Genomic DNA, 24,510 nt, shown 5'->3' with positions numbered 1-24,510 from the left:
TTAACGGCCCCCTCTTGTCGTCATCATTTCCATAAATTCATCAAACATTTCGGTTGCTTCATGAGGTCCTGGTGAACTATCAGGGAAGAATTGAACGCTAAATGCGGGGAAATCCCGATGACGTAATCCTTGAATCGAGTGATCAATCATATCGTAGTGCGTAACAATTAGATCTTTACGGTTAACCGTTGCTGGATCCACCGTATATCCTTGCCCGTGTGCTGCATACATTATTTCATCGGTAATTACTGATAAAATTGGGTGATTAGCGCCGTGGTGTTCGGACGTTAATTCACTAATTTGACAGCCGTTAGCAATCGCAAACGCTTCGTGTCCCAAACCAATCGCAAATAGTGGAATGTTGTTACGCTGAACCGTCTGAATCATTTCAATAACCTCGGCTGGTAAATCATTAGGATTTCCGGGGCCCGTAGAAATAATTACTCCGTCAGGGTCTAAACTAAAAATTGTATCGGCAGTTGCCGAATAAGTTAAAACCGTGACGTTACAGTCCCGTTGATTTAACTGGCGTAAAATCCCATATTTTAACCCTAAATCAATTACCACCACGTTTTTACCATTCCCAGGATTCGGAAATGGTTTTGGAGTCGAGACCTGGTTTACCTGCTGATTCGTTAACACAATTGCCCGTAGTTGGTCGAAGGCATGTTCTAAATCCTTAACGGGATCGATAATACTTCCCTTCATTTTACCGTTAGTGCGCAACTTTTTAATTAATGCACGGGTATCAATTCCAGAAATTCCGGGTATATTTTGCCGCTTTAAGTATTCGTCTAACGAAAGCCGCCGCCGTCGGTTAATAGAAACGTCAGCAACGTCGCGGACAATTACCCCCTTACAAGTTGGATCAACTGATTCATAACTCGAGCGGTCAATGCCGACCGCACCAATGGTTGGTTGAGAAAAAACAATAATTTGATTATGGTAAATCTGATTAGTAATAACCTGCTGATAGCCGGTCATTACGGTGTTAAAAACAACTTCGCCAAAGGTGGTTGCTCGTGAGCCAAATGCTTTGCCTTTAAAAACAGAACCATCTTCTAAAATTAAGTAACGGTCTGCCATAATGCCACCTCCACAATTTAGTGCACCTTTAATTCGTTAATAACACAACGTCTTCGTCGTCAATTTCTCGTACAGAAACGTTGATTTTTTCGTTTTGGGCAGTTGGTATATTTTTGCCTACAAAGTCAGCCCGGATTGGCAATTCACGATGTCCCCGGTCAACCAAAACGGCCAAACTAATTTGAGCAGGCCGGTTAATATCCATGATGGCGTCCATTGCTGCCCGGATAGTCCTTCCAGTATACAATACGTCATCAATTAGGATAACCTTCTTATCTTTCAAATCGATTTTTGATAAGTTAGCATTCGATTTAGTTGGACGCTTTCCAGCTCCATCACGCTGATCGTCCCGATATTCCGCAATATCTAATTCACCGACCGGAATATCGATATTTTCTAATTGCTTTAAACGCTCGGCAATTCGTTTGGCAATGTAAACTCCCCGCGTTTTAATGCCAATTAAAACAATATCTTCCACACCTTTATTCCGTTCGATAATTTCATATGTAATCCGGGTTAACGCCCGTTTCATCGCCATTGCATCCATAATTTCTTTTTCCATAATGTCAGCTCCTCCGTAATTTTGATGTCAACGCCATATTCACGTTATCTAAATCTTTTTTTAACCTATTCCAAAAGTTCTTAATGTGTCCGTAATTTTTTTAAAGTAGCTTGAAAAATCGCTGGCGGATCAACTTCAAACACCATTTCCTTGTCAGTTCGCGGATGTTTAAACCCTAGTAATTTTGCATGTAAAAACTGGCCATTCCCCTTTAGCGTCTTTCGAGGGCCATATAACGGGTCTCCTGCTACGGGATGGCCAATATACTTAAGATGTACCCGAATTTGATGGGTGCGTCCGGTTTCTAATTGGCATTCAATTAAGGTGTATTCACCAAACCGTTCCAAAACTTTAAAATGGGTAACCGCTGGTCGGCCATCTTCAATAATCGCCATTTTTTTGCGATCTTTTTTAGAACGACCAATCGGAGCGTTAATGGTACCGGTGTCTTCTTTAATGTTGCCATGGACGATTGCCCAATATTTGCGCTGGTTGGTTTTATCCTTTAACTGTTTACTTAAGCTTACTAACGCTTGGTCATTTTTAGCAACCATTAGCAATCCGGACGTATCCTTATCAATCCGGTGCACAATTCCAGGCCGTAACTCACCATTAATGGTCGCCAAGGGCGTATGTGCTAGAAGTCCGTTCACTAGCGTCCCGTGATCGTGCCCTGGAGCAGGATGTACAACCATGCCCTGTGGTTTATTTACAACAATTACGTCATCATCTTCATAGACAATGTCCAAGTCCATTTTTTCTGGTTGTACGTCAATTGCTACAGGATCAGGTAATTTAATTACCACCTGATCAGCTGGTTTAACTTGGTAGCGGTTAGTAGTTGGAGCCTCATTAACTAAAATTTGTCCTTTTTTAATCAGACCTTGCACTTGGGAACGGGTTAAGTCAGCTACGTGTTCCGTAACCACTTTGTCTAACCGTCCCTTTGCCTGGTCGTCAATCGTAAAATTAATTTCTTTCATAAAATCCCCTTATTCTTCAATTCGCTTATCCCGAATGATTGCAATCATTAAAATGAACACCCCGATGGTCAAGCAGCTATCAGCAATGTTAAAAATCGGAAAATTAAACCACTCCATTTGAAACATATCAACGACGTATTTTAAACGAATGCGGTCAATAAAATTACCCAGCGTCCCACTAATCATTAAACTTAGTCCCCAACGGTACCAAACGTAGTTTCGCTGCGTAATTAGCAAATAGCCTAAAACTAATAAAGCGAGAATTGTAATCAAGATAAACAAAGTCTGATTTCCTGCCAAAATACTCCATGCTGCACCATCATTACGCAAATTAGTCAACGATAGTACGCCAGGGATTAGTGACCGGACCTCACCTAAGGGAATCGTTTGGTTAATAAATAATTTAAATACTTGATCAGCTACTAAAAGTGCCAATCCTACAATATAAGCAATGTATTTCATAACTTCTAATCACTAAAATAGTCCGGTGATTTCTCCTTTATCGTTCACATCGATATTTAATGCTGCAGGTTGCTTAGGTAAACCAGGCATGGTTAACACTTTCCCCGTCAATACCACTAAAAATCCCGCTCCTGAGCGAATGTTGATGTCGTTTACGTGCATAGTAAATCCAGTCGGTGCTCCTAATTGTTTAGGATCATCCGTAAAGGAGTACTGGGTTTTCGCCATACAAATTGGCAGCTTATCCCAGCCATACTTTTCACATTCCTTAATTTTTTTCAGAGCTGTTGCAGAATACTGAACTTCCGCCCCGCCATATATTTTTTGTACAATGGTTTTAACCTTATCTTGAATTGGTGCTGCCACGTCGTATAGTGGCTGCATCGTAGTCTCAGGGTCTGAATTAGTGGCTGAAATTACGGTTTGTGCTAGTTCTCGGCAACCCGAACCACCTTTTGCCCATGCATCGGTGACTACTGCTTGTACACCCATTTCTTCAACTAAGCGTTTTAGTTCGGCAAGTTCTTGATCCGTGTCAGAAGTAAAGTGGTTTATTGAAACCACCACTGGCACTTGATAACGCTGCATGTTTTCAATATGGCGTTGTAAATTTACGAATCCCTTTTGTAATGCAGTAAGATCTTCATTTTGCAAATCTGCTAATTTAGCACCGCCGTTGTATTTCAATGCCCGTACAGTAGCTACAATCACGATTGCATCAGGATTCTTGCCTAATACTGGCGTTTTAATATCCAAAAACTTTTCAGCACCTAAATCTGCACCAAATCCGGCCTCCGTAATTGCGTAGTCGGCGTGCTTAAGTGCGGTCTTCGTCGCTAAGACACTATTGCACCCGTGCGCAATATTCGCAAATGGGCCACCATGAATTAACGCTGGTGTATGCCCTAAGGTCTGTACAAGGTTAGGTTTCAAAGCATCTTTTAAAAGGGCGGTAATTGCGCCGCCAACTTTTAAATCACGAACGAAAATTGGATTACCCGAGTAGTTTTTAGCCACCAAAATCTGATTAATCCGGTCTTTTAGGTCTGGTAAGCTCTTTGCCAAGCATAGAATTGCCATTAGCTCACTAGCTACGGTAATATCAAAGTGGTCTTCACGCGGTACTCCGCTAAAGCGACCTCCCATTCCAATTACGATGTTCCGCAAGGCGCGATCGTTAATATCCAAACAGCGCCGCCAAACAATGGTCCGCGGATCGATATTGAGCTGATTTCCCTGCTGAATGTGGTTATCAATCAAGGCAGCCAACGTGTTGTTAGCGGCTGTTAGCGCATGCATATCGCCAGTAAAATGTAAATTGATTTCTTCCATGGGAACCACTTGGGAATATCCGCCACCAGTTGCGCCACCTTTCATGCCCATTACGGGACCTTGAGAAGGTTCTCTTAACGCAACCATTGCGGAGCCGGTTATTTCATTTAGCGCGTCACCCAGACCTACGGTAACCGTTGACTTACCTTCCCCAGCAGGAGTTGGGTTAATTGACGTAACCAAAACTAATTTACCTAAAGAGTTAGTTTGCTCGTCCTCGGCAAAAATATCAATCTTTGCTTTGTAGCGCCCATACGGTTCCACAGCCTTTTCAGCAAAACCTGCTTGCTGGGCAATTTCTTGGATGGGTAACATTTTAGCGTGTTGGGAAATCTCAATATCGTTCATGGTGATCTACTCCTTTGTCAGAATTTCGTAAAGGCGATTTACTGAGCGACGCCTCATCAATAGTTTATATCTTTTATGATCATATTGGAAACTTATCGACATTTTTCCGCGACTAACATCTTTAATGTTAGCAATGCTCAGTACGGTAAAATTACTTTTAATCACTCGGTTAATAATTAACTCTGATCCAATCACTTCCACCGTTCGACTCACCGTCTGGATACTGATTACCATCACAAAAACCGCAAAGAAAACCGCGGTAATCCAGTTGAAGATCGTAACTTCAAGCCAGAAAATGACCCCCACAATTAAAATCAAAAATGTCCAACACCACGAGATTATATTATTCAAAAAATCAGGCTGGTAATAAAAACTCTCCACTTTTTTCATTAGTTTCCTCCTAATTTCACGTAGTCGGCGACTGGCTTTGTTAAAGAGCTAACGTCGAGTTGCGGATCCGCAATTAAGTCTACCAGTAATTTTCCGATGATTGGTCCCGTGGTTAGACCCGAAGAACCTAAACCAGACGCCACCATAATCTCAGGGAAATCTGGTAAATAACCGAAAAACGGAGCAAAATCTGCTGTATATGCCCGCGTCCCTACCCGAACGGTTTTAACCATTTCTTCAGTTAGTCCAGGAATTACCCGCTGTCCACTAGCTAACAAATCTTCCACAATTTGCGAACTGACTTGTAAATCAAATCCTTGATCATTTTCGTGAGTGGCCCCAATTAACAAAGTTCCATGATTAGTTGGAATAAAATCTCGCTCACCTTCGGGCATTAAGACTGGTGCATCTGCAGGAACTTGCGCATGGTTAGGCAGTTTGACTTCAATAAGTTGTCCTTTTTGAGGACGAGTTAGCGCCGTTACGCCGAGGGGCGCCAAAGTTTCTTTTAACCATGCTCCACAAGCCAAAATTACCAAATCAAAGTTTTCGTTATTGACCAGTATTTGTGTACCTTGCCGACTTAATTGAGCTATTTCACGTCGTAGCTCAACCTTTCCCTGGTTGCGTTTTTGTAAAAAATCAATAAAATGTTGCCCATCGATTCGGGCTCCACCCTTTACAAACAGCCCGTCATTGGTTGTTTGGATAAAATTAAATTGTTTTTGAATTGTTTGGTGGTCAATAATTTTAAACTCTTCCATTTGGGGAGCCTGTTTAATTCTTGTTTCCGCAAGTTGGTAGAGTTCCCTTAACTTATCATCCTGATCCCTTGTATAGATGACCCCACTTTGATAATAAACATCTTCGGGCATGGCGTATTTTCTAGCAAGCCCATTTATATATTCAGCACCTAACCGCGCTAAATGGTACCATTTCTGGTTTCTCCGTTTTGACAGCCAAGGAGCAATGATTCCAGCAGAAGCAATGGTCGCCGTTCCTTTAATTCCATCAAATTGAATGATTCGGTTTTGAGGATACCGTTCCAACATTTCGTTGACGAACGTGGCTCCCACAATTCCGTTACCAATAACCGCAATTTTCACTAATTAAGACCTACCTTTCACGTCTACCCCAAAATTGGAAATAATCCGTTCTTAAAGCTCCGTTATATAATTTGCGCTTCTTAGTGGCGGACTGACCGTAATACTTTTCGAAATCTAGGTCACTAGTAATAAAGTATTTACTCCAGGTTGGAATTGGCTTAGTTACGTTACCTAACTGCCGATAAATTTCTCGGGCAGCTTTTTGATCACTTAGCCGTTGACCATAAGGCGGGTTGCCGATCAACACTCCATTTTTTTGATCCGTTTTGAAATCCTTAACAGCCTGTTGCTTAAACTTAATGATTCCGGCTAATCCAGCCTCCTCGGCATTCTTATTCGCAATCTCAATCATTTTTCCGTCAATATCGTATCCGGTAATATCGAGTTCAACGTCGTAATCCGCTTTTTCGTCCGCCTCCGCACGAACCCGCTCAACCAACTCTTTGTCAGCCATTTCCCAACTTTCACAGGCAAAACTACGGTTAAAGCCTGGCGCGATATTTTGTCCAATCAAAGCTGCTTCAATTGGGATGGTCCCTGAGCCACAAAATGGATCTACTAATGGTTTATCGGCGTGCCAGTTAGTTAACATCACTAACGCTGCAGCCATCGTTTCTTTAAGTGGCGCAGATCCCTTATATAAACGGTATCCCCGTTTAAACAAACTATCTCCGGTAGTGTCTAGAGTGATTAAGACGTGGTCCTTATCGATACTTACCTCTAAACCGTACTTAGCCCCGGTTTCTGGCAATTGATTACGCCAATGATAAACTTCACGTAATTTTTCAACAATCGCCTTCTTAGTAATCGCTTGAACGTCGGGCACACTATGTAATTGTGATTTTTTAGATTTTCCGTTCACCGGAAATTCGCCATTAATGGGAATTAACTCGTCCCAAGGGAGTGCTTTAACCTGTTCAAACAGTTCGTCAAAAGTGACCGCTTTAAATTCTCCCACAATAATTTTGATTCGATCGGCAGTCCGTAGCCATAAATTAGTACGGATAATGTCTTCAAAAGTTCCTTCAAAACGAACTCGTCCATTTTCCGTTTGGACAGCGTAGCCTAAATCTTTGAGTTCATTTTTAGTTAAACTTTCTAAACCACTTGCCATGGTTGCTAATAATTTGTAATTTTTCATGATAACTTCCCTACTAGAATTGTTTATTAGTAAAATAAAAGGCTAGGATAAAAGTAAACTTTCACCCTAGCCTCCCTGAATTTGTAAACCTCTATAAGCCATGTTTTGTCCAAAATAAATTCTCAGGAAAAATTTAAATTTGGGTAATCATCTATCTGCAGATTTAAAATCTGCCCCCACATCTTAGTTCATTTCCACGATGTGAAGCTCCCCTACCATAGTTTGGGTTTCCCGCTCGAGGGGTTTACCGCGTTCCAACTTATTAATTTCTTAATAAGATCGTCTCTGTGGCACTTTTCAAAGCTACTAGAGCATGGCCGAAGCTTTAGCTCGTTGGCTTGCCGTCATCTGAAAACAGATGCCCCAGCTTATTTTTTCACCGGGCACGAACACTACAAGCATCGCAGCTTGTGCGAGCATGGACTTTCCTCAGCTAACCGATGTTAGCCGCAATTACCCGAGATTTACAAAATGATATTTAATTTAGATTCGATGCGAATCGTTGCCGTTATCTTCAAGTTGAGCACCAAACACGCGACGTTCAAGATTGGATAAACGTTTCAAGACATCCACATTAGTTGCCCCACTAACGGGTGCTGATTCTTCAACGGTTGCACCAGCGGAAACTTGCTTACCTAATTCGTCAACCTTATCTGATAACCGTTCATTTTCGTCTTTAAGCCGTTCGATTTCCTTCCCAAAGTTTTCGTAATCCTTAATTACGGAATCTAAGAAAGTATCGACATCTGCCGGGTCATAACCCCGCATCTTCGGTTTGAATTCTTTTTGCAAAATATCCTTTGGAGTAAAATTAATGTTGTCCATTGCTGCACCTCGTTGATTACTATTGATCAAATAACTGTATCCTATTGTATCAAAACTTCTTGGAAATTCAAAGAATTATTCATGGTTTTCTGCGTATGCGTTAGCTTCATCTTCTAAATCATAAAAATCGATGGTGGTAAGGTCATACGCATTTTGGTTTTGGTATCTTTGAATTGCCGTTAAATCATATTTAGTTTTTCCTTCCCGCTCACTATCATATAACAAAAGTGCTTCATCGGTATGTTCTAACATAAAACTTTGATAATTTTTTAATTGTTGGGGACTTTGGTATGGCAAGTCGCTGACCTGACCGTAAAAATTTACTTTGGATTTTAACGCGGATAACTGTTCTTGCTTTTCTGGCTTCCACTGCTTACCGAAGTCTGCGAAAGGGGCCATTAGTGCCGTTTGTAATTCCGGATAGTCTTTTTTTAATTCATTAGCGACCGTGAGTCCCCATTGTTCAGTTCCTAACTGCGGACCCGCAATGACCCAAGTAGTCCCCGTTTCCACTTTTTCAATCAACCTATTTTTTAAAGCAAACTTAATTACCTCTAATTTAGGATCACTATCTGAAAAAATTCCCAATTCATAACTGCGGTATCCCGTTAACCATAACCGGCTCATTTTCTCGCTCCCGTTTCTTAATATCTACAGTTGAAGTTTACTACATTATAGATACGTAAAAAAATAAAAATGTTTTTTATCAACCTCATTTTTAAGTCTTTTGTAATCTAAAGGACTAATTAGCATAGTATAATAAGCTATCAGGAGGATGAACCGTGAAATTTAAGTACCCAACTGGCTCGACGCTTAATAACCATTCAAGTGCCGACCATTCACAAAAACCAACCGTACCCATTTACGGAAAGCGGGGAATGTCTTTAGAAGAAGAAATTAACGAAAGCAACCGTTACTACTTATCGCGTGGGGTTGCCGTAATACATAAGAAGCCGACCCCTATTCAAATTGTAAAGGTGGATTATCCTAAACGAAGTGCCGCGCGAATTAAAGAAGCATACTTCAGCAAGGCTTCTACTACCGATTATAACGGCGTATATCAGGGTAAATACATTGACTTTGATGCAAAGGAAACTACTAATAAAACTTCCTTTCCATTAAGTAACTTTCACGAACATCAAATTACCCACATGGAACAGTGCCAAAAAGTCGGTGGCGTTTGCTTTACCATAGTAAAATTTGTAAAATTGGATAAGATATTTTTGCTACCGGCAACAGACTTATTCAAGTTTTGGAAAAATATCAAAAATGGTGGTCGAAAATCGATTCCGCTTTCTGAATTCGAAAAAAGTGGTTACGAGATTAATTACCAGATCAACCCGTTGATTCCATACCTGGATGCGGTAGATCAAATCATATAGCGAATCGATTTTTAAAGAGCAAGGAGATTAGATATGAATAGTAGAAATAACAATCGTGAGCAGCCCCTGCGGCGAACGCAACATTCGGAAATGCAACGTTCCCATTCTAATAAAGGGGGCCCCTCTTCGTGGGTTAAGAAATTACTACTGACGGCTTTAGGCTTTTTAGTTGCTTTAATTGTGTTTGGGGGCGGTTTATTTATGTATTACGCCCAAAGCGCACCTAAGATTACTGAAGCGCAGTTGTCTAGTGATAATGCTACCGTGATTTACGATAAAGATGGTAAGGTGTTAACTCGCTTAGGTTCTCAGAACCGTGAGTATGTAAAAAAAGAAGACATCCCTAAAACCTTAAAACACGCCATTGTTTCCATCGAAGATCGGCGTTTCTATAAGAACAACGGGATTGACCCAGTTCGGATCGTGGGGGCTGCACTGGCTAACTTTACCGGCTCCTCACTAGGTTTACAGGGTGCCAGCACCCTTACCCAGCAATTAGTAAAGCTCTCCGTCTTTTCTACGGATGCTTCGGATCGAACCTTAAAGGTTAAAGCCCAAGAAGCATGGCTAGCCTTACAAGTAGATAAGAAGTACAGCAAGGACCAGATTTTGGAATTCTACATTAACAAGGTCTACATGGGTAATGGTGTTTACGGAATGGAAACCGCCGCAAAATACTACTTTGGTAAGTCATTGGATAAGTTAGACTTAGCCCAACTAGCATTACTTGCTGGAATGCCACAATCCCCTACCAACTATGATCCAATCAGTAATCCTAAGTATGCTAAATCACGACGGGATACCGTTTTGGAAGCCATGGTAAAGAATAAGGAAATTTCACGGCAACAAGCAGACCAAGCAGAAAAAGAAAGTATTCAATCTGGATTAACCGACACTCACGAAACCAGTTCGGAATCCACTGAGAAAAATAAGATTATTGACCCATACGTCAAAGAAGTATTAACCGATCTTAAGGATAAAGGTTTTGACACAACCAAGGGCGGTTTAAAAGTTTATACCAATATGGACTACGCCGCCCAGAAGAAACTGTATGAATTGGCAAATGATGACCAGACCGTTAACTTTAATGACGACGAGATTCAGGTCGGTGCCACTATGGTTGATAACAAAACCGGGAAAATCGTCGCAATGCTCGGTGGTCGCAAAACTGGTGACGTCACCTATGGTTTAAACCGGGCTGTTCAAACTGACCGTAGTTCGGGTTCCACTGCTAAGCCGTTGATGGATTACGGTCCGGCGTTTGAATACTTGAAGTGGCCAACCTACCGAAAAGTTAAGGATATTCCGTTTACCTATCCGGGAACGAACACCAAACTTTACGACTTTGACCACCAGTTTAAGGGAACCATGACCGTCCGGGATGCATTAATCCAATCCCGAAACGTTCCTGCCATTCGGACTTTACAAGACGTAGGAATTTCTAAGGCAAGCGACTTCCTAGAGGGACTTGGAATCACCAATAAGGATGGTTACACCCTAAGTAACGGGATTGGCCTATACGTTTCTACCCTCCAAGAAGCAGCCGCGTATGCTGCATTTGCTAACGGTGGGATTTACCATAAGCCAACTTACATCCATAAAGTAGTTACTAACGACGGTAAGATTTACAAGTACAAGTCTAAGGGTAGCCGGGCAATGTCAAAAGCGACCGCCTTCTTGATGACTTCAATTCTTAAGGGGGTTACTACTGACAGTAATGGTTCTGGTCGAGCAGCTAACCTTCCAGGTATTAACATGGCAAGTAAAACTGGGACCGTTGCCTACTCGAAAAAAGCTACTGAAGCATACGATATTCCAAGCAATGCTTCAAGTGACTCTTGGATGACTGGTTATACTAAGGATTACTCCCTTTCAGTTTGGACCGGATTTGATCATCCTAACTCCACTACTGGGTATCTAACCCAAGAGCAAACCAACTTGGCACAGTACCTGTGGAAGTACATGATCTATTACATGTCTCAATTTTCATCTAACGCCGATTGGAGCATGCCATCTTCGGTTGGTAAGAAAGGTGAAAATGAGTACTACCAAATTGGTGAAGATTATGACGACTCTGGAAAGAGCGATGATTACGCCAAGAATAACAAACGTTCTTACTCATCAATCTTCAGCAGCTCTTCAAGCTCTAGTCATTCTAGCAAGTCCTCTTCTTCTGATAAGGATGATGATCAGGACAATCAAGATGAAAGCAAAAATGAAGATGATAATTCCTCTAGCGTAGCTTCTTCATCGTCAAGCAGTTCGTTCAGTAGCAGTGAACCATCTAGCAGTGCAGGAGTTAGCTCTTCAGCAACCCCTTCTGCTGAGACCACGGCCGCTAGTTCTAACAATTAACCGTAATAAAAAGACCTCCTTTTTAGGAGGTCTTTTTATTATGCTTTTAGTTATTTTCTTTGTGCTCCGTAAGCTTGATTAGCGGGATGTATATGTTGGAACCGTGCGTTTTGTCATTTTGCGCATGCTTCTCCGTTTCACCATGGGGCCGCTGCTTTAAACTGTTTTCTACCTGAGCCGCAGTCGTGAGGTTTCGCTGCTGCCAATTCAGCAAAATTCGGTCCATGTATTTTAAGTTATACGCTTGGTTTAAAACCGCTTCTTTTAGCGCTAACCGAATCAAGTCCGGAGCAAAATGGTCATTATTAATCCATTGCGTGATCGTTTCAATTTCAATTGGCGATAAGGCTCGCCCAAACTCAACCTGGATCTGGTCGTAAATATTATTAGTGTCTGCTTGCGACTTGGTTTCTACTACCTTTGCAGCTTTACCGTCTAATAGTGCAATTAACTTTTGATAAAACAAGCTAAAGTCGTAAAAATCGGTTAATTGTCCTTGACCATCCCGCCTCTGTTTAATTTCCAGCATTTTCTTGTCTTGCAAGGATTGAATAGTCGCAAATAAAGTTTGACTATTAATGCCTAAACTTGCGGCAAGCTTATCCATTGGCGGAAATCCATTTCCGCGGGCCTGTTCTTTCTTGATTTGCAAATAGAGTAAAAATTCATCATTGGTCATCCCCATTTTTGCGTAGTTATCAAGCAAAAAGTTAGGAATGCTAGTGTCACCATCTTGTAGTAACTTTAATAATACGTCTTGCATATTTACTCCTTAATCTAGTACGTGGATACGTGTTTGATTTCTTGTCCCGTCTTAAAGTCAATCAACTTAATCACCAAATGATCCTTCTGGTTAATGTACGAAATCATCCATACCGGACGCTTCTTGACAATCCCAAATCGACTCGACGTGATTTCTTTTAACGAAGAGTCCTGTTCAACAGTTTTAATGGCGGCTTGTTCGGACACTCCGGCTGATTGAGGGTACACGGTGATTTTTTTACCATGGTCAGCAATCACCACGAAAATGTTCGTCCCGTCTTTCTTTGATCCTGAAACAGTATATTCGGTTTGGTTATAAACAAACCGGGTGACCCGGTCAACTTTGGCCAAATCAGTATTGTCCAACGCAATCGTCTTAGCCACGTGCGTGTCGCCGCGGATGGGCCGGTTGATTTCATTAAAGATAATCGCGGCCGAACCAATAATTGACGCAGCCACAATAAAAATAATCAACAAAAATGGGTGTTTAAGTCTACTTTTTTTCATAATCTTCCTCAACTAATATAAACCACGGGCTCACTTAAAAAAGTCAGCAACCCTCGTTTTAATCTCATTAATTTTGCCGTAGTGGGCTTCTACTCCGTTAGGGAGCTGATGGATAAATTGTTTACCGTAACGGCGTTTCATAATCCGGTTATCTAGCATCACGACCGCACCCGTATCATCACTATTCCGAATCACCCGTCCAAGGCCCTGTTTAAACGTCAATAGTGCATCCGGTAACGTAAACTGGCGGAATGGGTTTCGGGCCCGCTTAGCCGCTAACTGAACTAGCTTATCACCGGGCGAACGAAATGGAAGGCGGGTTACAATTAGGTATTCCAGCCGGTCCCCAGGAAAATCGATCCCTTCCCAAAACGATGCCGCTCCCAAAAGGATGGCGTTATCTTCGTCATTAAATTCCCGAATAATTTTAGCGCGGGAACCATGCACCCCTTGAGCTAAAATTTTACGTGAACGTTCTGGGTTCTCCTGCATCATTCTAGTATAAACCTTTTCAATGGTATCTAAGGAATTAAAAAGTACCAAAGTCTGGCGATTAACATCTTCCGTCAGTTCCGTAATTGCGTTTGCTAAAAAGCGTTCGTACGCCTTTGGAGAGGTGTCTGGATCGAGGGTAAAGTCGGAATCCAACACTTCAAAATCAAGTTGTTTAGCAAAGTTAACCCCGGTATTAAAGGAACGAATGATCGCATTTTCCTTACTCAACGCGTACTTTTCTAAGAAGTAATCCCGGTGATTGCCAACAAATAGTGTACCACCAATTAACAATATTTGAGCAAACGCCGGCACAATTTCTTTTTGGTAAAATTCTCCCGGGTTTACGACTCCCCGACCAATTCGAATACTGCCAGCATCGTGGTTAGGTCCTAAAGTAATCCAATAGTAGCTTTGTTCAGGATCGTTCTTCAAATTACGAATAGCATCGTAAAATTTGGTTAAGTTCCCCTGAAAGGCCCGAATTTGGCGCCACGCTTCATTAGTCACCGAACCCAAATCGTGTTGCTTAAAGTAACGATCCAGCGTGTCAAATTCAATAAAGGTATTGGCCAATTCTTGAGTAAGGAAGTTGAATTCATTTTGGTTTAGTCGTCGAATAGCAGCTTCGTCAATGGCAATTTCAGCAGGCTGGTTTTCAACCAGGTCGGCCTTCTTTCGTTGAACAAAGCTTTCATATAAATTACCTTGAATTTGGGAAATTAGGCGGTTAATTTTTTCTAAGCTATTCACAAACCGGCGGATATGAAATCCGGCCAACGGGTGTTTCATAACCGAACGCATTAAGTTATCGTGATGGTTCATTAGTAACCGGCTGACCAGACGGTGGGCTTCCATCATCAATTCGTTTAAATCAAGATACTGCTGGTTTAAATTAGCCAACTCTTGGGCAAAATGCTGGGCCTCGTCAATCACCAAGTATGGTGCTCGTTCTTGCACGTTAAATTTGGCACTATGGTGTGCAAGGTAGGCGTGATTTGTGATAATAAAATCAGCAAACTTTAGCTTGGTTTTGGCCCGGCGATAAAAGTCATAGCTATAAAATGGTGAACTCGTCGATAACACCGTAGCTCCTGCATGTCGAAATTGGTCGATACTATTACCAAAACCAACGTGATAGTTGATTTCGTCAAAGTCCCCGGTCTCGGTAGTGGTCAACCAGACGAGAATCTTCATTGCCAGTAACCGTGCGTCCTTACTTAGGTTCTGCGGTTTTGTAATTTTTTTGGCAAATAAATCCAAGTCTAGGTAATTATTACTCCCCTTCAAAACTGCGTATTGCCGAGGATACTTTAAAAGCGGATTTAGCTGTTTTTTACCAACCTCGAATACCTGGTTCTGTAAAACGGTTGTTGGCACGCTAATTACCACTTTACGCGCCCGTTGCCGGCCCACATAGCTAAGGGGCAATAGATACCCCAAGGTTTTGCCCATCCCCGTAGGTGCTTCAACCACAACGTTTCTTTCTTCGTTTTCTTGACTGAATTGTTGGTAAACGTAATTCATTAAGGTTGCTTGGCTCTTCCGCCATTTTAATTGCTTGTTATACAATTTAATCTTACTGCGTTTAGTTTGCGGATAGCTTTCTTTTTTAACATCGCTTTGTTCCCCCGTATTTAAGGGAGTCGGGCGTTTAAGCGCTAGGCCATCGACAACCAGTAAATCGTTCGCCAACTTGCCCGGATGCCGCTTGTTTTTCCGTAAAGCTTCGTCTAAAATCGTCGCCGTTTGTAGGGGTAATTGGTCCCCTAACTTAGCCAACCGTTCCAAGGTGACAATGGGTAGTTCATCGAGAGCTGCCTTAATTTTGAGAAATAAGTGTGCAGTTGCTACTGCATCGCTGTCAGCAGAATGCGGGTCATCATGCTCAATATGCAAATAGTTGGTCAGGTCCCGTAATCGGTAGCCCCGGGTGCGGGAAAAAAGCACTTGGCTTAGCGTGACGGTATCAATCGCCTTTATGGTTAGCTCCGGATACCCACTGCGCACCAACTCCCGATTCAAAAACGGAAAATCAAAGTTGACGTTATGCGCAACGAACACCGTTCCCGCGAGCTTTTGGTAAATTTTATCCGCAATGTCCACAAATTTGGGTGCGTGGCGAACTTGTTGGTCCGTAATTCCGGTTAAGCGCGTGATTCGCTTGGGAATCGCCATTTGGGGGTTAATTTTTGTTTGATAAGTTTCAGTAATTTGGTCGCCTTCAATAAAAGCACAGCCAATTTGAATAATTCGACTTTCTTCAGCCGGTCCCGTACCGGTTGTTTCTAAATCTACAACAGCATACCTTGTTTTTTTCATTACTAAATCTCCAACCTTAGTCTCTAATTACTAATTTTACCAAATGTTTACCTTCTCTACATCGAAAATTCCTCTGATTTAGAGTATCATTTACTTTAGGTCAAAAAGGAGGAGCATCGTGAAAGAAGTAATTAAAACCAGTAACGCTAAAATTATTTTAATGGGTGAACACAGTGTGGTGTATAATCAACCCGCGATTGCCCTTCCCATTCGCAATGTGAAAACTACCGTAAAAATTCAATCCATTCCCGGCGACATTCAAATACGGAGTCGCTATTTTAATGGCTTCTTAAATGATATTCACAGTAATTTGCTGGGAATTAAACAACTAATTAACCAGACGCTAACCACGTTAGGCAAGCCACACTACGGTTTATTGTTAGATATCGACAGTCAAATACCGGCTGAACGGGGAATGGGTTCTTCGGCTTCAACCGCCGTGGCAATTGTTCGGGCCCTTTACGCTTTTTTTAACCGGCCCTTAACTAAAAACAAATTATTAAAGACGGTCAATATTTCGGAAAAGATTATTCACGGAAATCCTAGTGGTCTTGATTCGGCTACCGCCAGTGCGGATCGCCCCATTTGGTTTAAACGAAACGGAACTATTAAAGCTCTCCCAATTAATTTCAACGGTTACTTGGTAATTAGTGATTCTGGTATCAAAGGCAAAACCAGCGAAGCGGTTGAAATTGTAAAAAACAAGCTACGTATCGATAATGATAGTAGACTTTTAATTGAAAAATTGGGAGAATTAACTAGTCAGACTGCAGTTGCCTTGAAGGATAACGACCTCCCTGCCTTAGGTACCATCATGAACGCGGCACAAACTTGCTTACGCCAATTGGGAGTCAGTCATCCGGCAGTCGAAAAATTAATCCAAACGGCCAACCAACACGGTGCGTTAGGTAGTAAATTAACCGGGGGCGGCCTAGGAGGCTGCGTGATTTCCTTAGTTCCCGATGCTAAAACCGCCCAAAAAGTTAGCACCCAGCTGCAAGAAGCGGGCGCAACCGCCACTTGGATTGAAGAATTATAGGAGTAGATTTTAGTTTTGAAGACAACTGACGAAAAGCGTGGATTTGCCCGCGCACATACCAACATTGCGCTAATTAAGTATTGGGGAAAGGCTGATTCGAAGTTAATGTTACCTGCCAATGATAGTGTTTCGTTAACGCTAGATGAATTTTATACGGATACCATCGTGGCCTTTTCTGAAAAATACTCGGCCAACGAATTTTGGCTAAATGGCAACTTAATGCCCACTAAACACATGAACCGAATTGAACGCGTAATTAACGCCGTAAAAGAACAGTACAAATACCCTGGATTTGCAAAAATCCGGTCTTTTAATCATGTCCCCACTTCGGCTGGACTCGCTTCGTCTGCGTCTGGAATGGCTGCTTTAGCAGGAGCCGCCGTCAATGCTTTAGGTGACACAAATGACCTAACCAACATTTCGCGGATTGCCCGGTTGGGTTCTGGATCAGCATCACGGTCAATTTTTGGGGGCGTAGTTCACTGGCACCGTGGTACTGACCACGCATCTTCCTTTGCGGAACAGGTGGTTAGTGAAAAAGATATTGATCTAAACATGGTTACCGTCGTGGTAAATAAACACCAAAAAAACATTAAAAGTACTAGCGGGATGAAGCGAACGGCAGAAACCTCCCCTTTCTATCCTACGTGGGTAGCAGAATCTAACCGCATGGTCCCTGAAATGCTTCACGCAGTCAAGGAAAATGACTTCACTAAAATTGGGGAATTAGCTGAACATAGTGCCATGATGATGCACGCCACTACGCTTGCGGCAATTCCCGCATTCACCTACTTTCAACCAGACACTTTAAAAGTCATTCAATTAGTTAAACAGATTCGAGAAGTTTATGGGATCGAATGCTACTACACCATGGATGCGGGTCCAAACGTGAAGGTTTTATGCCAAAGTAAAGACGTTTTAGCAGTTCGAGATTTTTTGAGGAATCACTTTGACGAACGTCAATTAGTCATTGCCCGACCAGGCAGTGGAATTAAATTCACAAAAACTGAAAGGGATTTTTAAATTGATAACACAAAAAGCTCCGGGAAAATTATACGTTGCTGGTGAGTACGCAATCGTAGAACCAGGTAACAGTGCAGTATTAGTAGCGGTAAACCAATTTATTACTGCTAGTATTGAACCTAGCGAGTTAACTTTTGGAAACATCATTTCTAAGCAATATCACGACAACGTGGTCTCGTGGCGCCGAAAAGGTGGCCAGCTAGTAGTTGATAATCGTGATAATCCGTACCATTATATTTTAGCGGCCATTTCCATTACTGAAGAATTAGCCGTTTTAATGCACCGTCAACTAAGAACTTATAATCTCTACATTAACAGTGACTTAGATAGTAGTGACGGTAAAAAATATGGTTTAGGTAGTTCCGCGGCCGTCACCGTCGCTACAATTAAGGCATTGGCCAAATTTTACCAAATTCCACTAACTAAAAAGCTACTCTTTAAGTTGGCTTCAATTGCTCATTTAGACGTTCAAGGTAACGGCTCCCTAGGTGACATTGCCGCAAGCGTCTATGGTGGATGGATTGCCTACCGCTCTTTTAACCGTGAATGGTTGAATAGCATGCGGCGCACTAAAGACTTAGGCACAATTTTAAGAACGCCCTGGCCCGAGTTAAAAATTGAATTATTAACCCCGCCAGCCGATTTAAAGTTGTTGATTGGATGGACCGGCTCTCCCGCTTCTACTTCGGATCTAGTTGACCAAGTTGCAACTACTAGTTACCAAGAAACTGATAGTTATCATGAATTCTTGGCAAACAGCGCCGAATGCATACGCAAAATGATCGATGGTTTTAAAAATGGCGATAGCCAACTAATTAAACAACAAATTACTGCCAACCGGCTTCTCTTACAACAACTGAGCCTGTTAAGCGGCGTTTCCATCGAAACCCCCGCTCTAACTAGCCTATGTGACATTGCCGAACAATTCGGCGGAGCCGCAAAGTCGTCGGGTGCTGGTGGTGGTGACTGCGGAATCGTAATTACCGAAGAAAATGATAATACTGAAAAAATCATTAACGAATGGCAAAAAGAAGATATTCAACCGTTAGATTTAGATGTCCATGATATCGATGAATTGAGTTAGGAGTACTTATGAAAAATATTCAATCCCACCGTAAAGATGAACACGTCTCACTCGCTGAAAAATTTTACCAGCCCGTAGCTTCCGCGGGTTTTACAGAAATTCAATTGCGCCCGAATGCTTTACCAGAGATGGGGATTGATGACGTTAGTCTCCAAACTAAGTTAGCAGGACTTCCCGTAGAAGTCCCCTTCTTTATCCAAGCCATGACGGGTGGCAGCCCAACGACTGCAAAACTTAACCGTCGTTTAGCCATCATTGCACGCGAAACGGGGTTAGCCATGGCAGTGGGTTCCCAATCGGTGGCTTTAAAATACCCGGAACTAGCCGATTCCTTTCAAGTCGTCCGGGAAGAAAATCCTCACGGGCTAATTTTAGCTAACTTAGGAGCAGATGCTAGTGTGGTGGCGGCAAAAAAAGCAATCACGATGATCGGGGCAAACGTTTTGCAATTACATATTAACGTTGCTCAAGAATTGGTTATGCCCGAAGGCGACCGTAACTTTAATTATTTAGATCAAATTGCAGCAATCCAAGCATCTGTAGACGTACCCATAATCGTCAAGGCGGTGGGTGCTGGAATGTCTAGAGAAGATGCCCTTCGGCTCCAAGCCATCGGGGTCAAATACATTGATATCGGTGGTAAAGGCGGTACTAACTTCGTCCAAATTGAAAATGCTCGCCGTCCCCAAAAAGACTTTGCCTTTTTAACTGATTTTGGGCTTACCACCGTTGAATCGCTTCAAGAAGTGAGCGGCCTAGATTTATCAGTCACCGCAACTGGGGGTATCCGCACCCCTACTGACGTAATTAAAAGTATTGCGTTAGGCGCCGATAACGTGGGCGTGGCTGGCTACTTCCTTCACCAACTGCTGCATCATGATGATCAAGAAATCATCGACCTAATTGAGCGTTGGAAGTACCAACTCCGCTGCCTAATGGTATTGCTCGGAGTTACTAAGTTAGCCGACTTGTCGGAGCGGCAGTTACGATAAATAAAAAAGCTGGATTATGGTAAGAAGCGTCACGCTTCAACCGATAATCCAGCTTTTTATTATATTTTTAGACCATCACATTTTATTTAACCGTAAAATTAATCCGGAGCCCCTTCGGGTAAAAGTTCTTAACCTTACCTTGAACTAGTTTTCCCGGTCCGACAATGGTATCGTCAACCGCTAAAGCAACCCATCCCTTGCCCGCAGCTTCCGTAGCAATTTCTTCGCCATGCACGTATTTCTGCCACTGCTCTGGCGTGATTTCCACTACCTGTTTAATATCGGTTTTTTGTAAGGCCATCAGCAGTCCTAAACTAGGTTCAAAACGTTTCTTCTTGAATTCACCCAGTTCAAGCCCCGGTTTAACAACCCGTAGGCCGGCTAAATCAACGGGAACGGTTTGATAATATAGACGTTGATTGTGCACAATCAAGTGATCCTTTGCAAAAGATTGCGGATTTACGAGGAACTGATTTGCAAACTCTTGCCATAATCGTTGCTGTTCCCGATCTAACGAATTATCACTTACCCGCCCCTTCTTTTTGCGCTTGTTTTTGGGGTGAACCGCCGCAGTTTCCATGTGATTGCTCAACTTAGCAATAAAATGCCCTTCCCCCTTAAAATGATGGGGAAACAACCGAATTGCCTTAGCTAATTCAGGATTTCCGTTGGCCCACTCAGGACGACCGGCGTCCATATTTTCCGTTCGCGCAACGGGTTCCATCTTCAAGCCTGGATAATTTTCCAATAGCCAAGCAATGATTTGTTCGTCTTCTTCCGGAGCAAACGTACACGTTGAATAAACCAACTGCCCATTGGGAGCAAGCAACTGCATGGCACTCTTAAGAATTTCGCGTTGGCGCCGCGCACATTCTTCTGGATATTCCAAAGACCAGTATTCGACCGCTTCAGGGTCCTTTCGAAACATGCCTTCTCCAGAACACGGCGCATCTACTACGATTAAATCAAAATATCCGCTAAATTTTTTTACCAGCCGATCCGGTGATTCGTTTAAAATTACGGCATTTTGAATTCCGAAACGTTCCACGTTTTCAGCTAGAACCTTAGCCCGTCCCCGATTAATTTCATTAGTAACCAAAAGTCCTTCCTGAGCCATGAAACTAGCTAAATAAGTGGTTTTACCGCCAGGGGCCGCACAAAGGTCCAAAACTTTTTGGCCTGGTTGCGGGTGGGCAATTTCGCCAACCAGCATTGCACTAGGTTCTTGGCTGTAAACTAACCCGCTTTGGTGGTCAATCGTTTTACCGTTGACCTTACCATAATATCCCCAGTCAGAATATGAAATTGGCTGGTCGATTGAATGCTCATGTAATTTTACCGAGCCCTTCAACGGATTAACCCGAAACCCTTTTTCAACAGCTTGGTCAAAACTTGCCAAAAAAGGTTGGGCCTCTTTACCCAGTAATTTTTGATATTTTTCTTTGAAACCGTCAGGAAGTCGCATATTCCACTCTCTTCTCAATTTAATTTACAAAATAAACTCGCAGTATATTATAACTAATTTTAGGAAAGTCGACCACCGGACGGCAAGATTTAGTAAGGTGGCTTTCATTTTATAAACACTTGGCTTAAAATAGGCTAATAATACTTTTAAAAAGGAGCGATCAAATGCAACAAAAATTAATCACTCTGGATTTAGACGGAACTACGCTAAACAATCGTAGTCAACTTTCACCCGTAACCATTAAAACCCTAAAAAAAGCTACTCAGGCAGGGCACCTGGTTTCAATCGTCACGGGGCGACCATACCGGATGGCTCGCGACATCTACGATCAGTTGCAACTAACTACACCTATGGCTAATTTTAACGGCGCATTAACACACATTCCCCACCAAAAATGGGATGGCGAATATTCAATGACCATTAACAAGGCCGTAGTTTACGATTTAATGCGCCACAAAGAAGAATACGGCATTAAATTGCTGGCAGTTGAAAACAAACATTCCTTCTTTGCTGACCACGCTGCCCCTTCCACTTTCGATTTCTTTCCGCATGAGATTTCAGACGACCAAGTTTTAACCGAAGAAAGCCTGCGGGGCAACCCGACTTCCATTACCATCCTAGTCGAACCTAACAGCGCTCAGTTTGTTAAAAATCAGTTACTGTATCACTATCGCGATTACATTAACGTGGGCGTCTGGGGCGGTCCACACAGCGTTCTAGAGATTGTTTCCAAAGGAATTCAAAAAGCTAAGGCAGTTGATTATTTAGCAAGGTACTACCACATTGACCGGCAAAATATCATTGCCTTTGGTGATGAGCATAATGATGCTGAGATGCTGGATTACGTAGGTCGGGGAGTGGCGATGCGCAACGCGACCCCTCAAATCAAGTCAATTGCTAACGATATCACTGAATTCGACAACGAACACGACGGCGTTGCCAAGTACTTGACCGACTACCTTGATTTAGCTAATTAAACAAAAAGCTTCTTCGTGAGAAACTCCGGATTCGCCGGTTAGTTTCCTTGAAGAAGCTTTTTTGCTAATTAAACTATTTTTCGTCACTCTTTAAAACTCCCGCTACCGAATAACGGTTCTTTTGCATTTCATTTAAAACGACGTGTACGTGTTCGGCGGGTGCGCCAGTATTCTTAACTACCGCCGCGGTAACGTCCTTTACCAATCCGCGTAGTTGATCTTCACTACGTCCTTCGATTAAATCAATGTGAATTAACGGCATTTTGAATCCCTCCTTTAATTAAATTGCCACAACTATAATCTCATGAATCACTTTAAAAAACAAAGCATTTTTTCTAGTTTAGTCAGCCTATTTTTTTAAAGCAACCGCCTCATCGCCGCCAACTTCTTGTGATACACTAAAGGAAATAACGAAAGAAGGTTTTGACAATTACTCAAAAATATTCAGCTTGTACAAGTTTCTTAGCGGGTAAATTGGCAACTGCCGACGGTTCAACGATGATTGCGCGTAACGAAGACGCTAAATCAGCTTGGCCAAAGCATTTTGTGGTACATCCCCACCACGTTTCCACCGCGGATGAACGCACGTTTAAATCAAACGACAATGGCTTTACTACAAAACTACCGGAAGAACGAGGTAAATATACCGCCACTCCAGAATGGACTGCCGAATTTGGACTCTTTGAAGAAGATGGAATCAACGAATACGGCGTGGCGATGAGTGCTACCGAAAGTGCCTACACTAACGAACGCGTCTTAGGTTTTGATCCGCTTGTCAAAGATGGACTAGGAGAAGAAGCTATGGTAACGGTCACCCTTCCTTACGTGCACAGCGCCCGTGAAGGGGTTCAATACCTAGCTAAACTTATTGAAGAAAACGGCACTAACGAGACCAATGGAATTTTATTCGCCGACGCGGATGAGGTTTGGTACATGGAAACCGCTGGCGGTCACCAGTGGGTTGCGCAACGTATTCCTGACGATTGCTACGCAGTAGTGGCCAACCAGTTGTCGATTCAAGAAATTGATTTTGATGACCCGGATCACTTCATGTTTAAGGCCGACATTCGCGAGTTCGTTGCCCAACACCACCTTAACCCCAACCCAGCAAGTTTCAACTTCCGTGAAATCTTCGGGGTGAACGATTTATCAGATGAGTATTACAACACCCCACGGGTTTGGGAAGGACAACGAATTTTAAATCCGGAAATTAAACAAAGTCCTACTAGCCATGACCTTCCGTTTATACGCCGGGCTAGTCGCTTAATTCAAGTTGAGGACGTCCAACAAATCTTAAGTTCTCATTATGAAGGGACCCCATATAATCCGGTCGGCACGGGTACGGAAACTGAAAAGCATCAATTCCGGCCAATTAGTCTGCCGGCAACCCAAGAATCACACATTTTACAAATTAAGCCAGACCTTCCGATTGAAATTGGTGGAATTCACTGGCTGGCCATGGGCGTAGCTGCGCAAAGCGTCTATGTACCATTCTTTGCTGGGATGAGCAGCACTCCGGAGATGTATCACCACGGCGAAAAAACTTACTCTGCAGATTCCGCGTACTGGGTCTTCAAATTGGCATGCGTGCTTACTGATGCGCATTACCAACAGTTTATTAAAGAACTTAACGACACTCGAAGCAAAGTTAACGTGGCTATGAAAAATAAGCTACATGAGTATGAAGCTCAGGCTACCCAGATTAAGCGTCAGGAATTAGTGCCATTGCTTAACCAAGCTGGTGCGGAGATTAGCGATATTGCAATTAAAGCTTACCAAACGTTGAGCGCGGAGTTAATTACCAAGTCAACTGACTTATCACCGCTTTACTTCGCACACAATCCCGAACTATAAAAAAACAGCGAAAACTAGTCT

General features: G+C 42.5%; 23 protein-coding genes and 1 other RNA gene. 8 read left to right on the top strand and 16 right to left on the bottom strand.

What is annotated here, in order from left to right; translation table 11 throughout:
• The 11 genes from NYR25_04700 to NYR25_04650 form a co-directional block, all read right to left on the bottom strand.
• Window positions 1–1,086, bottom strand: coding sequence for a carbamoyl phosphate synthase small subunit (locus tag NYR25_04700; GenBank protein ID UWF32906.1), 1,086 nt, complete (start codon window positions 1,084–1,086; stop codon window positions 1–3).
• 28 nt (window positions 1,087–1,114) lie between these two features.
• Window positions 1,115–1,648 (bottom strand): bifunctional pyr operon transcriptional regulator/uracil phosphoribosyltransferase PyrR, encoded by a 534-nt coding sequence (pyrR, locus tag NYR25_04695; protein ID UWF32905.1) that lies wholly within the window; start codon window positions 1,646–1,648, stop codon window positions 1,115–1,117.
• A gap of 80 nt (window positions 1,649–1,728) precedes the next feature.
• Window positions 1,729–2,631 (bottom strand): RluA family pseudouridine synthase, encoded by a 903-nt coding sequence (locus NYR25_04690; protein ID UWF34698.1) that lies wholly within the window; start codon window positions 2,629–2,631, stop codon window positions 1,729–1,731.
• Window positions 2,632–2,640: 9 nt separating this feature from the next.
• Window positions 2,641–3,093: a signal peptidase II gene (gene lspA / locus NYR25_04685; protein UWF34697.1), complete on the bottom strand. Its 453-nt coding sequence runs from the start codon at window positions 3,091–3,093 to the stop codon at window positions 2,641–2,643.
• A gap of 12 nt (window positions 3,094–3,105) precedes the next feature.
• The gene (locus tag NYR25_04680) at window positions 3,106–4,773 is read right to left on the bottom strand and encodes a formate--tetrahydrofolate ligase (GenBank protein UWF34696.1); all 1,668 of its coding nucleotides are present in this window, start codon (window positions 4,771–4,773) and stop codon (window positions 3,106–3,108) included.
• A gap of 6 nt (window positions 4,774–4,779) precedes the next feature.
• Window positions 4,780–5,163, bottom strand: a complete 384-nt coding sequence (locus NYR25_04675; protein ID UWF34695.1) for an EbsA family protein — start codon at window positions 5,161–5,163, stop codon at window positions 4,780–4,782.
• Window positions 5,163–6,269: an FAD-binding oxidoreductase gene (locus NYR25_04670; GenBank protein UWF34694.1), complete on the bottom strand. Its 1,107-nt coding sequence runs from the start codon at window positions 6,267–6,269 to the stop codon at window positions 5,163–5,165. Before NYR25_04670 ends, NYR25_04675 begins: the two co-directional genes overlap by 1 nt.
• A 10-nt stretch (window positions 6,270–6,279) precedes the next feature.
• The gene (locus NYR25_04665) at window positions 6,280–7,410 is read right to left on the bottom strand and encodes a class I SAM-dependent RNA methyltransferase (GenBank protein ID UWF34693.1); all 1,131 of its coding nucleotides are present in this window, start codon (window positions 7,408–7,410) and stop codon (window positions 6,280–6,282) included.
• Between the two features lie 89 nt (window positions 7,411–7,499).
• Window positions 7,500–7,875: RNase P RNA component class B (gene rnpB, locus NYR25_04660), an RNA gene on the bottom strand.
• A gap of 18 nt (window positions 7,876–7,893) precedes the next feature.
• Complete coding sequence (gpsB, locus tag NYR25_04655) at window positions 7,894–8,235, bottom strand: cell division regulator GpsB (protein UWF34692.1); 342 nt, start codon at window positions 8,233–8,235, stop codon at window positions 7,894–7,896.
• A gap of 75 nt (window positions 8,236–8,310) precedes the next feature.
• Window positions 8,311–8,862, bottom strand: coding sequence for a DUF1273 domain-containing protein (locus tag NYR25_04650; protein ID UWF34691.1), 552 nt, complete (start codon window positions 8,860–8,862; stop codon window positions 8,311–8,313).
• Between the two features lie 155 nt (window positions 8,863–9,017).
• Here NYR25_04650 and recU point away from each other — a divergent pair, with 155 nt between their 5' ends.
• Together recU and NYR25_04640 are read left to right on the top strand one after the other, a co-directional pair.
• On the top strand, window positions 9,018–9,617 hold the full coding sequence (recU, locus tag NYR25_04645) for a Holliday junction resolvase RecU (GenBank protein UWF34690.1): 600 nt from the start codon (window positions 9,018–9,020) through the stop codon (window positions 9,615–9,617).
• Between the two features lie 33 nt (window positions 9,618–9,650).
• Window positions 9,651–11,972 (top strand): penicillin-binding protein, encoded by a 2,322-nt coding sequence (locus NYR25_04640; protein UWF34689.1) that lies wholly within the window; start codon window positions 9,651–9,653, stop codon window positions 11,970–11,972.
• 46 nt (window positions 11,973–12,018) lie between these two features.
• On the opposite strand, the gene NYR25_04635 is transcribed toward NYR25_04640, so the two are convergent.
• From NYR25_04635 to NYR25_04625, 3 genes are read right to left on the bottom strand one after another with little or no spacing between them, the layout of a single operon-like run.
• Window positions 12,019–12,735, bottom strand: a complete 717-nt coding sequence (locus tag NYR25_04635; protein UWF34688.1) for a DnaD domain protein — start codon at window positions 12,733–12,735, stop codon at window positions 12,019–12,021.
• 14 nt (window positions 12,736–12,749) lie between these two features.
• The gene (locus NYR25_04630) at window positions 12,750–13,241 is read right to left on the bottom strand and encodes a DUF5590 domain-containing protein (GenBank protein UWF34687.1); all 492 of its coding nucleotides are present in this window, start codon (window positions 13,239–13,241) and stop codon (window positions 12,750–12,752) included.
• Window positions 13,242–13,271: 30 nt separating this feature from the next.
• Entirely contained in the window at window positions 13,272–16,055 is a 2,784-nt protein-coding gene (locus NYR25_04625; protein UWF34686.1) for an exonuclease domain-containing protein, read from the bottom strand.
• A gap of 118 nt (window positions 16,056–16,173) precedes the next feature.
• On the opposite strand from NYR25_04625, the gene mvk reads away from it, so the two are divergent.
• From mvk to fni, 4 genes are read left to right on the top strand one after another with little or no spacing between them, the layout of a single operon-like run.
• A complete protein-coding gene (mvk, locus tag NYR25_04620; GenBank protein UWF34685.1) occupies window positions 16,174–17,094 on the top strand; it encodes a mevalonate kinase in 921 nt (306 codons plus the stop codon).
• A 15-nt stretch (window positions 17,095–17,109) separates the two neighbouring features.
• Window positions 17,110–18,117, top strand: coding sequence for a diphosphomevalonate decarboxylase (mvaD, locus tag NYR25_04615; GenBank protein UWF34684.1), 1,008 nt, complete (start codon window positions 17,110–17,112; stop codon window positions 18,115–18,117).
• 1 nt (window position 18,118) lies between these two features.
• A complete protein-coding gene (locus tag NYR25_04610) occupies window positions 18,119–19,201 on the top strand; it encodes a phosphomevalonate kinase (protein UWF34683.1) in 1,083 nt (360 codons plus the stop codon).
• A gap of 8 nt (window positions 19,202–19,209) precedes the next feature.
• Window positions 19,210–20,193 carry a type 2 isopentenyl-diphosphate Delta-isomerase gene (gene fni / locus NYR25_04605; GenBank protein UWF34682.1) on the top strand — a complete coding sequence of 328 codons (984 nt, stop codon included), beginning with the start codon at window positions 19,210–19,212 and terminating at the stop codon, window positions 20,191–20,193.
• A gap of 82 nt (window positions 20,194–20,275) precedes the next feature.
• Here fni and NYR25_04600 read toward each other — a convergent pair whose 3' ends face one another.
• Window positions 20,276–21,658 carry an RsmF rRNA methyltransferase first C-terminal domain-containing protein gene (locus NYR25_04600; protein ID UWF34681.1) on the bottom strand — a complete coding sequence of 461 codons (1,383 nt, stop codon included), beginning with the start codon at window positions 21,656–21,658 and terminating at the stop codon, window positions 20,276–20,278.
• 164 nt (window positions 21,659–21,822) lie between these two features.
• Here NYR25_04600 and NYR25_04595 point away from each other — a divergent pair, with 164 nt between their 5' ends.
• Window positions 21,823–22,635 carry a Cof-type HAD-IIB family hydrolase gene (locus NYR25_04595; protein ID UWF34680.1) on the top strand — a complete coding sequence of 271 codons (813 nt, stop codon included), beginning with the start codon at window positions 21,823–21,825 and terminating at the stop codon, window positions 22,633–22,635.
• A gap of 73 nt (window positions 22,636–22,708) precedes the next feature.
• On the opposite strand, the gene NYR25_04590 is transcribed toward NYR25_04595, so the two are convergent.
• Window positions 22,709–22,897: a 4-oxalocrotonate tautomerase gene (locus tag NYR25_04590; protein ID UWF34679.1), complete on the bottom strand. Its 189-nt coding sequence runs from the start codon at window positions 22,895–22,897 to the stop codon at window positions 22,709–22,711.
• Window positions 22,898–23,058: 161 nt separating this feature from the next.
• On the opposite strand from NYR25_04590, the gene NYR25_04585 reads away from it, so the two are divergent.
• Window positions 23,059–24,489, top strand: coding sequence for a C69 family dipeptidase (locus NYR25_04585; GenBank protein UWF34678.1), 1,431 nt, complete (start codon window positions 23,059–23,061; stop codon window positions 24,487–24,489).
• Window positions 24,490–24,510 lie beyond the last annotated feature (21 nt).

Origin of the sequence: Pediococcus acidilactici, from assembly GCA_024970065.1 — a bacterium.
In the GTDB taxonomy this organism is placed as follows: Bacteria; Bacillota; Bacilli; order Lactobacillales; family Lactobacillaceae; genus Pediococcus; species Pediococcus acidilactici_A.
This window is presented reverse-complemented; position numbering and strand designations above follow the sequence as displayed.

Excerpts from the sequence above, each read along its gene's own strand:
- NYR25_04700 (UWF32906.1), bottom strand. The coding sequence starts at position 1,086 with ATGGCAGACCGTTACTTAATTTTAGAAGATGGTTCTGTTTTTAAAGGC.
- pyrR (UWF32905.1), bottom strand. The coding sequence starts at position 1,648 with ATGGAAAAAGAAATTATGGATGCAATGGCGATGAAACGGGCGTTAACC.
- NYR25_04690 (UWF34698.1), bottom strand. The coding sequence starts at position 2,631 with ATGAAAGAAATTAATTTTACGATTGACGACCAGGCAAAGGGACGGTTA.
- lspA (UWF34697.1), bottom strand. The coding sequence starts at position 3,093 with ATGAAATACATTGCTTATATTGTAGGATTGGCACTTTTAGTAGCTGAT.
- NYR25_04680 (UWF34696.1), bottom strand. The coding sequence starts at position 4,773 with ATGAACGATATTGAGATTTCCCAACACGCTAAAATGTTACCCATCCAA.
- NYR25_04675 (UWF34695.1), bottom strand. The coding sequence starts at position 5,163 with ATGAAAAAAGTGGAGAGTTTTTATTACCAGCCTGATTTTTTGAATAAT.
- NYR25_04665 (UWF34693.1), bottom strand. The coding sequence starts at position 7,410 with ATGAAAAATTACAAATTATTAGCAACCATGGCAAGTGGTTTAGAAAGT.
- gpsB (UWF34692.1), bottom strand. The coding sequence starts at position 8,235 with ATGGACAACATTAATTTTACTCCAAAGGATATTTTGCAAAAAGAATTC.
- NYR25_04650 (UWF34691.1), bottom strand. The coding sequence starts at position 8,862 with ATGAGCCGGTTATGGTTAACGGGATACCGCAGTTATGAATTGGGAATT.
- NYR25_04640 (UWF34689.1), top strand. The coding sequence starts at position 9,651 with ATGAATAGTAGAAATAACAATCGTGAGCAGCCCCTGCGGCGAACGCAA.
- NYR25_04635 (UWF34688.1), bottom strand. The coding sequence starts at position 12,735 with ATGCAAGACGTATTATTAAAGTTACTACAAGATGGTGACACTAGCATT.
- NYR25_04630 (UWF34687.1), bottom strand. The coding sequence starts at position 13,241 with ATGAAAAAAAGTAGACTTAAACACCCATTTTTGTTGATTATTTTTATT.
- NYR25_04625 (UWF34686.1), bottom strand. The coding sequence starts at position 16,055 with ATGAAAAAAACAAGGTATGCTGTTGTAGATTTAGAAACAACCGGTACG.
- fni (UWF34682.1), top strand. The coding sequence starts at position 19,210 with ATGAAAAATATTCAATCCCACCGTAAAGATGAACACGTCTCACTCGCT.
- NYR25_04600 (UWF34681.1), bottom strand. The coding sequence starts at position 21,658 with ATGCGACTTCCTGACGGTTTCAAAGAAAAATATCAAAAATTACTGGGT.
- NYR25_04595 (UWF34680.1), top strand. The coding sequence starts at position 21,823 with ATGCAACAAAAATTAATCACTCTGGATTTAGACGGAACTACGCTAAAC.
- NYR25_04590 (UWF34679.1), bottom strand. The coding sequence starts at position 22,897 with ATGCCGTTAATTCACATTGATTTAATCGAAGGACGTAGTGAAGATCAA.